Source organism: Pseudomonas sp. FW305-20 (assembly GCF_058788075.1).
Map to the genome: position 1 here is coordinate 109079 of NZ_JBYTAJ010000018.1, position 10480 is coordinate 119558.

General features: G+C 57.3%; 10 protein-coding genes. 9 read left to right on the forward strand and 1 reads right to left on the reverse strand.

Translation table 11 applies throughout. The annotated features are described in order from the left end of the window. The first annotated feature begins 42 nt into the window (after positions 1-42). Genes mrcB through AC3WP4_RS17210 form a run of 3 tightly spaced genes read left to right on the forward strand, consistent with a single transcriptional unit; the run spans position 43 to position 3453 of the window. Positions 43-2367 carry a penicillin-binding protein 1B gene (gene mrcB, locus AC3WP4_RS17200; protein WP_074870922.1) on the forward strand — a complete coding sequence of 775 codons (2325 nt, stop codon included), beginning with the start codon at positions 43-45 and terminating at the stop codon, positions 2365-2367. A gap of 16 nt (positions 2368-2383) precedes the next feature. Then, positions 2384-3118 (forward strand): tetratricopeptide repeat protein, encoded by a 735-nt coding sequence (locus AC3WP4_RS17205; RefSeq protein ID WP_074870921.1) that lies wholly within the window; start codon positions 2384-2386, stop codon positions 3116-3118. Then, positions 3118-3453 carry a YqcC family protein gene (locus AC3WP4_RS17210; RefSeq protein WP_074870920.1) on the forward strand — a complete coding sequence of 112 codons (336 nt, stop codon included), beginning with the start codon at positions 3118-3120 and terminating at the stop codon, positions 3451-3453. Before AC3WP4_RS17205 ends, AC3WP4_RS17210 begins: the two co-directional genes overlap by 1 nt. A gap of 107 nt (positions 3454-3560) precedes the next feature. On the opposite strand, the gene AC3WP4_RS17215 is transcribed toward AC3WP4_RS17210, so the two are convergent. Further along, complete coding sequence (locus AC3WP4_RS17215; RefSeq protein ID WP_102616498.1) at positions 3561-3983, reverse strand: DUF4124 domain-containing protein; 423 nt, start codon at positions 3981-3983, stop codon at positions 3561-3563. Positions 3984-4383: 400 nt separating this feature from the next. On the opposite strand from AC3WP4_RS17215, the gene AC3WP4_RS17220 reads away from it, so the two are divergent. From AC3WP4_RS17220 to msrQ, 6 genes are all read left to right on the forward strand, one after another. Continuing rightward, positions 4384-6108, forward strand: a complete 1725-nt coding sequence (locus AC3WP4_RS17220; protein WP_074880347.1) for an acetolactate synthase 3 large subunit — start codon at positions 4384-4386, stop codon at positions 6106-6108. A gap of 2 nt (positions 6109-6110) precedes the next feature. Next, positions 6111-6602: an acetolactate synthase small subunit gene (ilvN, locus tag AC3WP4_RS17225; protein ID WP_003176102.1), complete on the forward strand. Its 492-nt coding sequence runs from the start codon at positions 6111-6113 to the stop codon at positions 6600-6602. Positions 6603-6650: 48 nt separating this feature from the next. Beyond that, the gene (gene ilvC, locus AC3WP4_RS17230) at positions 6651-7667 is read left to right on the forward strand and encodes a ketol-acid reductoisomerase (RefSeq protein WP_007948647.1); all 1017 of its coding nucleotides are present in this window, start codon (positions 6651-6653) and stop codon (positions 7665-7667) included. 144 nt (positions 7668-7811) lie between these two features. After that, a complete protein-coding gene (pssA, locus tag AC3WP4_RS17235; protein WP_076029747.1) occupies positions 7812-8669 on the forward strand; it encodes a CDP-diacylglycerol--serine O-phosphatidyltransferase in 858 nt (285 codons plus the stop codon). Between the two features lie 63 nt (positions 8670-8732). Continuing rightward, entirely contained in the window at positions 8733-9746 is a 1014-nt protein-coding gene (msrP, locus tag AC3WP4_RS17240; protein ID WP_074880344.1) for a protein-methionine-sulfoxide reductase catalytic subunit MsrP, read from the forward strand. Continuing rightward, positions 9746-10366: a protein-methionine-sulfoxide reductase heme-binding subunit MsrQ gene (gene msrQ / locus AC3WP4_RS17245; RefSeq protein ID WP_102616497.1), complete on the forward strand. Its 621-nt coding sequence runs from the start codon at positions 9746-9748 to the stop codon at positions 10364-10366. Before msrP ends, msrQ begins: the two co-directional genes overlap by 1 nt. Positions 10367-10480 lie beyond the last annotated feature (114 nt).

Below are 10480 nucleotides of genomic sequence, written 5' to 3' on the forward strand. Positions count from 1 at the left end.
GGCTCCTGTTGAGTCTGAATAAAGTGCGTATAATCCGCCGCCATGACTCGTACTCGATCCCCCCGCACCCCCAAAAAACCACCTTCCAAGGGCCTGCGCCCCTGGCTGGGCTGGGCCCTTAAACTCAGTCTGGTCGGCCTTGTGGTGCTGGCCGGGTTCGCGGTTTACCTCGACGCGATTGTCCAGGAGAAATTCTCCGGCAAGCGCTGGACCATTCCGGCCAAGGTGTACGCGCGCCCGCTGGAGCTGTTCGTCGGACAAAAGCTCAGCAAGGACGATTTTCTGACTGAGCTCGATGCCTTGGGTTATCGACGGGAAAGCGTGGTCAACGGCCCCGGCGCAGCCTCGGTCAGCGGCAATACCGTCAATTTGAATACCCGTGGTTTTCAGTTCTATGAAGGCATGGAGCAAGCGCAACCGGTACGGGTGCGTTTCTCCGGTGATTACGTGGCCGAACTGTCGGCGACCAACGGTTCGAAGCTTTCGGTCGTGCGCCTCGAGCCACTGCTGATCGGTGGCCTGTACCCGAAAAACCTCGAAGACCGGATTCTGATCAAGATCGATCAGGTGCCGCCGTACTTGCTCGAAACCCTGGTGGCTGTTGAAGACCGCGACTTCTATCACCACTTTGGCGTTTCGCCGAAGTCGATCGCGCGGGCGATCTGGGTCAACGGTTCTTCCGGCCGCATGCGTCAGGGCGGCAGTACGCTGACTCAACAGTTGGTCAAAAACTTCTACCTGACCAACGAACGCAGCCTGAGCCGCAAACTCACCGAAGCCATGATGGCGCTGCTGCTTGAGCTGCATTACGACAAACCGGAAATCCTTGAGGCTTACCTCAACGAAGTGTTCATCGGTCAGGACGGTCAGCGTGCGGTGCACGGTTTTGGCCTGGCGAGCCAGTTTTTCTTCAGCCAGCCGTTGGCCGAACTGAAGCTGCATCAAGTGGCGTTGCTGGTGGGCATGGTCAAAGGGCCGTCTTCCTACAACCCTCGTCGTTATCCGGAGCGGGCCCTTGAGCGGCGCAACCTGGTACTCGACGTATTGCAGGAGCAGGGCGTCGCCACTGCCGAGCAAGTCGAAGCGGCGAAGAAGATGCCGTTGGGCGTGACCAAGCGCGGCAGCCTGGCGGACAGCTCATTCCCTGGCTTCCTCGACCTGGTCAAGCGCCAGCTGCGCGAAGACTATCGTGACGAAGACTTGACCGAGGAAGGTCTGCGGATCTTCACCAGTTTCGACCCGATCCTGCAGATGAAAGCCGAGGCGTCGGTCAACGACACTTTCAAGAGACTCTCGGGGCGCAAGGGTTCCGATGAGGTTGAAGCGGCCATGGTCGTGACCAACCCGGAAACAGGTGAAGTCCAGGCCATGATCGGCAGTCGTCAGGCGGGTTTTGCCGGTTTCAACCGTGCGCTGGATGCGGTACGACCGATCGGCTCTTTGATCAAGCCGGCGGTTTATCTGACAGCCCTTGAGAAGCCGAGCCAGTACACATTGACCAGTTGGCTGTCGGACGATTCCTTCTCGGTCAAAGGCGCGGACGGTCAAGTCTGGAAACCGCAGAACTACGATCGCCGATCCCATGGCACTGTGTTTCTGTATCAGGGCCTGGCGCATTCCTACAACCTGTCGACCGCGCGTCTCGGGTTGGCGGTGGGCGTACCGAATGTCCTGAAGACCCTGGCGCGTCTCGGTGTGAGTCGCGAATTCCCGGCGTTCCCGTCGATGTTGCTGGGCGCTGGCGGTCTGACCCCGATCGAAGTCGCGACGATGTACCAGACGCTGGCCAATGGTGGCTTCAACACGCCGATGCGTGGGATTCGCAGCGTATTGACTGCTGAAGGTGAACCGCTCAAGCGTTATCCGTTCCAGATTCAGCAGCGTTTCGATCCGGCCTCCATTTACCTGGTCCAGAGCGCCATGCAGCGGGTCATGCGTGAAGGTACCGGCAGTTCGGTTTACAACGTGCTGCCGAAAACCCTGACGTTGGCCGGCAAGACCGGTACCAGTAACGATTCGCGGGACAGCTGGTTTGCCGGTTTCAGTCAGGACCTGCTGGCAGTGGTCTGGCTGGGTCGCGATGACAACGGCAAGACACCGTTCACCGGCGCCACCGGTGCGTTGCAGGTCTGGACCAGTTTCATGCGCAAGGCCGATCCGTTGCCGCTGGACATGCCGCAGCCAGACAACATTGTTCAGGCCTGGGTCGATTCGCGTACCGGACAAGGCTCTGATGCCAACTGCCCAGGCGCGGTACAGATGCCGTATATTCGCGGCAGCGAACCGCCTCCCGGTGCCGCTTGCGGTGGCGAAAGCCCTGTTTCCGGCGAAACGGTGATGGATTGGGTCAAGGGCTGGATGAATTAAGCAAAGAGGGTTTCAAGTGAACAAGTGGTTGATTCCAGCGGTTACCGCCGTGGCTTTGCTCAGCGGTTGCTCCTCCGTACAACGCGGGTCGATTCCGGTTGTGGATTCCGGAAGCGCCGTTTCTAACAGTGAGCGGGTATCGGCGAATGGCGGTTTCCGTCAGACGACGACTAAACGTCCTGTGCAAGCCCAGACTCAGGCGATTCCACAAGGTGATACCGGCGTCGTCGTGATGGTGCCGGGTGGCGGTGCAGTGACGTCGGCACCGATCAGCACCGCGCCGATCACGCCAGGCCCGATTACCCCGGGGCCGATCGATACCTCGCCGGTCCAGTCGGCACCGATCAATCAGGGCAGCTACAGCATGCCGTCGACGCCGAGTGGGATTCCTTCGGCAAGCTCCGGTGGCTTATCTGCCGACGAACAACTGGACGGTCCGGTTCTGGCATTGCTGACTACCGCTCAGCAGCAACAGGCGAGCGGTGATCTCAACGGTGCTTCTTCCAGCCTCGAGCGCGCCCAGCGTGTTGCGCCGCGGGAGCCGCAAGTGCTTTATCGTCTGGCTCAAGTGCGTATGGCTCAAGGCGATGCGGCACAAGCCGAGCAGTTCGCTCGTCGTGGCCTGACCTTCGCCAATGGTCGTCCGGCACTTCAGGCCAGCCTGTGGGAATTGATCGCTCAGGCGCGTGAGAAACAGGGTGATTCTGCTGGCGCAGCATTGGCCCGTCAGAAGGCCAAGGTTTCGCTGTGATGGATGCGCGCTTTCCGAAGATTGCCGAACAGTTGCTGCTGATCGAGCGCGAGCTGCGGGTCCAGGGTTGGTGGGACGAGGTCTCGCCCTCCGCCGAAGCGCTTTCCAGTGTCGAACCGTTCTCGGTCGATACGCTGGATTTCGAGCAGTGGCTGCAATGGATCTTCCTGCCGCGGATGAAGATGATCCTCGAGCAGGATCTGCCCTTGCCCAACGCTTCGGGAATTCAGGAGATGGCCGAAATGGTTTTCGCCGCGCGTAATGTCCAAGGCAGGGATCGGCAGCTTCAGGTCTTGCTCAAAGAGTTCGACCTGTTGATCACCGCCTCTCGCTAATCCCGCCCCTTTGTAGGAGCCGAGCTTGCTCGCGATTGCAGGTGCTGCGGTGTGACAGATACACCGCGTCATCGTTCATCGCGAGCAAGCTCTGCTCCTACAAGTGTCTACTGGCAGTTATCCGCAATCTGCTTCTGTGCTTCGCTAATGCGATCCTGCCGCTGCTGGTCGGTCAGGCGGCGCATCTCGCCTTCAACATCTTCCCGTATCCGCGGATTGTTCTGCAGTTGAGCCAGGTTCGTCCGCGCCTGTTCGCAGAATGCCTCTAGCTGGGCTTGCTGCTCGGCGACCTGCTTTTTCACTTCTTTGTCGATGGCCTGTTGATCACCAATAGCGCTGCTGCGTGGCGGCGGGGGCTGGTTGCTGGCAGGCGTGGAGGGCGTGACCACGGTGGTGGCTTCCCGGCCTTGGGGCGGCTGGGCGTCGAAGTGGGTAACGCCCTGGGCGTCGACCCATTTGTAGATCTGAGCGGCCATGCCCAGAGGGCTGATGCCTATCAGCAGGCTGACGGTCAGGAAAAACGTTCGCATGCCATTTCCTTGTATTGGGTTGCGCAATTGAAGCTAACACAGTTGCTGTTTAGCGGTTTTTTCTTGCTTTCTCATGTGCTTAGTTCAATAAAGCACATAGACGACTTGACTTGGAGAGGACGAAACAGAAGAATCCAAAGTCCGCTGTAGAGGGACTGCCAGAAGCAGGCCCGCTCAGCAGATCATGAGGCGCACATCCGCGCCGACCTGTTACACCCGCAACGCGTTACCTCGCGCTGGGTGGGAAAGGCCCGCAACACTTGGGACGATCCCAATACTTGCTCAGTCAGTGCTGACGTAGTCGGCGACCACCGTCGCTCATGCTCTGCTGAGAAGTAAACCTATTAAGACCCGTCCCCTTTTGTGTGGACGGTATTCTGGCGTTTTAGAGGTGAACAACGTGGAGCTTTTATCTGGCGGTGAGATGCTCGTCCGCTTTTTGCGTGACGAAGGCGTCAAATATATCTACGGGTACCCGGGTGGTGCTCTTCTTCATGTTTACGATGCGCTGTTCAAAGAGCCGGAAGTGACCCACATCCTGGTTCGTCACGAACAGGCTGCGACCCATATGGCTGACGGCTATGCCCGTGCCACCGGTAAAGCCGGTGTGGTACTGGTAACCTCCGGCCCGGGCGCAACCAACGCCATTACCGGTATTGCCACGGCCTACATGGACTCCATTCCGATGGTGGTCATTTCCGGCCAGGTGCCTAGCACCATGGTGGGCACCGATGCGTTCCAGGAAACCGACATGATCGGTATCTCCCGGCCGATCGTGAAGCACAGCTTCATGATCAAGCACGCGTCGGAAATCCCGGAAGTCATGAAGAAAGCGTTCTACCTCGCGCAATCCGGTCGTCCTGGTCCTGTCGTTGTCGATATCCCGAAAGACATGACCAACCCGGCCGAGAAGTTCGAATACATCTTCCCGAAAAAAGCCAAGCTGCGTTCCTACAGCCCGGCCGTTCGCGGTCACTCCGGGCAAATCCGCAAGGCGGCAGAAATGCTCCTGGCGGCCAAGCGTCCTGTGATGTATGCAGGCGGCGGCGTGATTCTCGGTGGTGGCTCCGCGCCGCTGACCGAGTTGGCGAAGATGCTCAACCTGCCAGTGACCAATACCCTGATGGGGCTGGGTGCCTACCCTGGCACCGACCGTCAGTTTATCGGCATGCTCGGCATGCACGGCAGCTACACCGCTAACCTGGCGATGCACCATGCCGACGTGATCCTTGCCGTCGGTGCTCGTTTCGACGACCGCGTGATCAACGGCCCGGCCAAGTTCTGCCCGAATGCCAAGATCATTCACATCGACATCGACCCGGCTTCGATCTCCAAGACCATCAAGGCAGACGTGCCTATCGTCGGTCCGGTCGAGAGTGTCCTGACCGAGATGGTCGCGATCCTCAAGGAAATCGGCGAGACCCCGAACAAGGAGTCCGTTGCCAGCTGGTGGAAACAAGTGGATGAGTGGCGCGGTGATCGCGGCCTGTTCCCTTACGACAAGGGCGACGGCAGCGTTATCAAGCCGCAGACCGTGATCGAAACCCTGTGCGAAGTGACCAAGGGCAATGCCTTTGTTGCCTCCGACGTGGGCCAGCACCAGATGTTCGCGGCGCAGTACTACACGTTCAACAAGCCAAACCGCTGGATCAACTCCGGCGGCCTGGGCACCATGGGTTTCGGTTTTCCGGCGGCCATGGGCATCAAGTTGAGCTTCCCGGATGACGACGTCGCCTGCGTCACGGGCGAGGGCAGCATCCAGATGAACATTCAGGAACTGTCGACCTGCCTGCAATATGGTTTGCCGGTAAAAATCGTCATCCTGAACAACGGTGTTCTGGGTATGGTTCGCCAGTGGCAAGACATGAGCTATGGCAGCCGTCACTCGCATTCCTACATGGAATCGCTGCCTGATTTCGTCAAGCTGGCGGAGGCCTATGGCCATGTCGGCATGCGCATCACCGACTCGAAAGATTTGAAGTCGAAGATGGAGGAAGCGTTCGCCATGAAAGATCGCCTGGTGATCATTGATGTTTCGGTCGACACCAGCGAGCACGTCTACCCGATGCAGATCAAAGACGGCTCCATGCGCGATATGTGGCTGAGCAAGACGGAGCGTACATAATCATGCGGCACATTATTTCCTTGCTTCTGGAAAACGAACCGGGCGCTCTGTCTCGTGTAGTCGGCCTGTTCTCGCAGCGCAACTACAACATCGAAAGCCTGACCGTGGCACCTACCGAAGACCCGACCCTGTCGCGTCTGACGCTGACCACGGTTGGCCATGATGAAGTTATCGAGCAGATCACCAAGAACCTGAACAAGTTGATCGAAGTGGTCAAACTGGTCGACCTGTCGGAGAGTGCTCACATCGAGCGCGAGCTGATGCTGGTCAAGGTCAAGGCTACCGGTGCCCAGCGCGCCGAGATCAAACGCACTACCGATATTTATCGTGGGCAGATCGTTGACGTCAGCGCTAGCGTGTATACCGTTCAATTGACCGGTACCAGCGACAAGCTCGACAGCTTCATTCAGTCCATTGGCACCGCCTCGATTCTGGAGACCGTCCGCAGCGGCGTAACCGGTATTGCCCGCGGCGACAAAGTACTCAGCATCTAAACCAAATTAGCGAATGGCCTGAACGGCCTGGATATATAGGGGAATTTCATGAAAGTTTATTACGAAAAAGACTGCGACCTGTCGATCATCCAGGGCAAGAAAGTTGCCATCATCGGTTATGGTTCCCAGGGCCACGCTCAAGCGTGCAACCTGAAAGACTCCGGCGTTGACGTTACTGTTGGCCTGCGTAAAGGTTCGGCGACTGTTGCCAAAGCTGAAGCTCACGGCCTGAAAGTGACCGACGTTGCTTCCGCTGTTGCGGCTGCCGACCTGGTCATGATCCTGACCCCGGACGAGTTCCAGTCCGCTCTGTACAAGAACGAAATCGAGCCGAACATCAAGAAAGGCGCCACCCTGGCCTTCTCCCACGGCTTCGCGATCCACTACAACCAGGTTGTTCCGCGCGCTGACCTCGACGTGATCATGATCGCGCCGAAAGCTCCGGGCCACACTGTGCGTTCCGAGTTCGTCAAAGGCGGCGGTATCCCTGACCTGATCGCTATCTATCAGGATGCTTCCGGCAACGCCAAAAACGTTGCACTGTCCTACGCCGCTGGCGTTGGTGGCGGTCGTACCGGCATCATCGAAACCACCTTCAAGGACGAGACCGAAACCGACCTGTTCGGCGAACAAGCCGTTCTGTGTGGTGGTACCGTTGAACTGGTTAAAGCCGGTTTCGAAACCCTGGTTGAAGCTGGCTACGCGCCGGAAATGGCCTACTTCGAATGCCTGCACGAATTGAAGCTGATCGTTGACCTCATGTACGAAGGCGGTATCGCCAACATGAACTACTCGATCTCCAACAATGCTGAGTACGGCGAGTACGTGACCGGTCCGGAAGTGATCAACGCCGAATCCCGTCAGGCCATGCGCAACGCCCTGAAACGTATTCAGGACGGCGAATACGCCAAGATGTTCATCAGCGAAGGCGCTACCGGCTATCCTTCGATGACCGCCAAGCGTCGTAACAACGCCGCTCACGGTATCGAAATCATCGGCGAGCAACTGCGCTCCATGATGCCGTGGATCGGTGCCAACAAGATCGTCGACAAAGCTAAAAACTAAGTCGCGCACTTGTACGGAAAACGCGGCCCAGGCCGCGTTTTTTCGTTTGGGTGGCTGGTTCTGGTATAAAGCTGCATCGTTTGCGGCCGAACCGTCGTCCCAGACACCTGTCCAAACTTTCCACCCCGTTGCAAGGTAATGTCCATGAGCGAACGTCCCGAAGAGCCAAACCAGGCTTCTGACGCCGAAAGCCTGCTGCCCATCGATGAGCACATCGAGGAAGGGCATGACGCTGAAGGCCGTAAAGTCCGGCATCGTGGTATCTATCTTTTGCCGAATCTGTTCACCACTGCGAATCTGTTCGCAGGGTTTTATTCCATCATCAACTCGATGAGCGCCCAGAGCGCCTTGAGTGCCGGTGATTCGATTGGTGCGAGCAAGTATTTTGCTTTCGCTGCGATCGCGATTTTTGTCGCAATGGTGCTCGACGGCCTCGATGGTCGCGTGGCCCGTATGACCAATACCCAGAGCGCCTTCGGTGCTGAATACGACTCGCTGTCCGACATGGTCGCGTTCGGTGTTGCGCCAGCATTGTTGGCATTCGGTTGGGCTTTGGGCGATATGGGTAAGGTCGGCTGGATGGTCGCCTTCATTTATGTAGCCGGTGCGGCGTTGCGTCTGGCGCGTTTCAATACCCAGGTCGGCACTGCGGACAAGCGCTACTTCATTGGTCTGGCCAGTCCGGCTGCTGCTGGCGTGGTTGCAGGCATTGTCTGGGCGTTCAGTGATTACGGCATCCAGGGCTCGAAGATGTCCTTCCTGGTGGCGCTGATGGTTGCGGCTGCCGGCATGCTGATGGTCAGTAACATCAAGTACAACAGCTTCAAGGAGCTGGACTTGAAAGGGCGTGTGCCTTTCGTGGCCATCCTCGCGGTGGTGTTGGTGTTTGCCGTGGTCTTCAGTGATCCTCCACGCATTCTGTTGCTGGTTTTCCTCGCTTATGCGGCTTCCGGCCCGGTGCAGTACTTGTTGCGTCTTCGTCGGCACAAAAAAGCCGAGTGATGTAATTTCCCTCATACTCCGCAGTCTGTTGGTGCATATGTTCTCCAATGCTGCGGAGTTGCCATGCTGATCAAAGTCCCCAAAGCGTCTGACTGCCATGAGTCGGACGTCACGCCTGAATCCTTCTATCTATCTCGTCGCAATGTACTCGGTGCTGCTGTCGCCGGTTTGGCTGTTAGCGGCTTGCCGCGTTGGGTCAGTGCCGCCGATGCTGCGCGTTATGCGGATGTCGAGCCTGGCAAGGCGCCTGCCTGGTTTGCCGAAAAACTGCCTTCTACCAGATGGGGCGCGGTTAACGTCAAGGATGAGGCGATCACACCCTTCAAGGACGCGACCCATTACAACAACTTCTATGAGTTCGGCACCGATAAAGGTGATCCCGCCGCCAATGCCGGCGCGCTGAAAACCGAGCCTTGGAGTGTGGTAATAGATGGAGAGGTGGGTAAGCCAGGACGGTACGCACTGGAAGACTTCATGAAGCCTTATCAGTTGGAGGAGCGTATTTATCGTCTTCGCTGTGTAGAGGCTTGGTCGATGGTCATTCCATGGATCGGATTTCCCATCTCGGCCTTGCTCAAGGAAGTTGAGCCGACGTCCAAAGCGAAATTCATTCGCTTCGAAACCCTGGAAGATCCCAAGAGCATGCCCGGGCAACGTTCCGGTTTTGCCTTGATCGATTGGCCATATGTTGAAGGCCTGCGTCTGGATGAGGCGATGAATCCGTTGGCGATTCTCGCTGTAGGTATGTATGGACGGGAGTTGCCTAATCAGAACGGCGCACCTCTGCGTTTGGTAGTGCCGTGGAAATACGGCTTCAAGAGCATCAAATCCATCGTGCGGATCAGTCTGGTCAGCGATCAACCGAAAACCACCTGGCAAAGCATTGCCGCGGATGAGTACGGCTTCTATGCGAATGTGAATCCCGCAGTCGATCATCCGCGCTGGACTCAGGCTCGGGAGCGACGTCTGCCGAGCGGGCTGTTCAAACCTAATGTGCGGGACACGCAGATGTTCAATGGCTACTCGGATGAAGTTGCTTCTCTATATACAGGGCTCGATTTGCGGAAGAACTACTGATGCGATTTCCGTTTTGGCGCATTAGCGTCTTTATAGCTGCTGCGGTCTGGCCGCTGCTTTGGTTGTATCAGGCCTGGCAGGATGTGCTGGGACCTGATCCGGGCAAGGTGCTGGTTGACCGGTTGGGGCTGGGGACGCTTGTCCTGCTGCTAATTACGTTAAGCATGACACCTGTGCAAAAGCTTACCGGCTGGGCGGGGTGGGTTGCTGTCCGGCGCCAACTGGGGTTGTGGTGCTTCACTTATGTGGTTTTGCACTTGATTGGGTATACGGCGTTTATCCTCGGATTTGATTGGTCGCAGTTGGGTGTCGAGTTGCGCAAGCGGCCGTACATTATTGTCGGGGCGTTTGGTTTTTTGTGTTTATTGGCTTTGGCGGTGACCTCGAATCGTTATAGTCAGCGGCGTTTGGGTTCTGGCTGGAAGAAACTGCATCGTCTTGCCTATGTGGTTCTCGGGCTTGGATTGCTGCATATGTTGTGGATCGTGCGCGCTGATCTTAAGGAGTGGGCGGTTTACGCCTCTATAGGTGCATTGCTATTAGTGTTGCGAGTCCCCCCTGTAGCCCGCCGAATTCCACGATTAAAAGCCAAAAAGACACCTTCGGCACGAAAGGCGTAATTAAAGGTTGACGGCAGATTCTGGAAGTCTATAATTCGCCCCACTTCCGGCGCAGTCGAAACGGAAAACTCCTTGGTAAACAATGAGTTATGCAGTTTTCGACAGCGAGTTGCT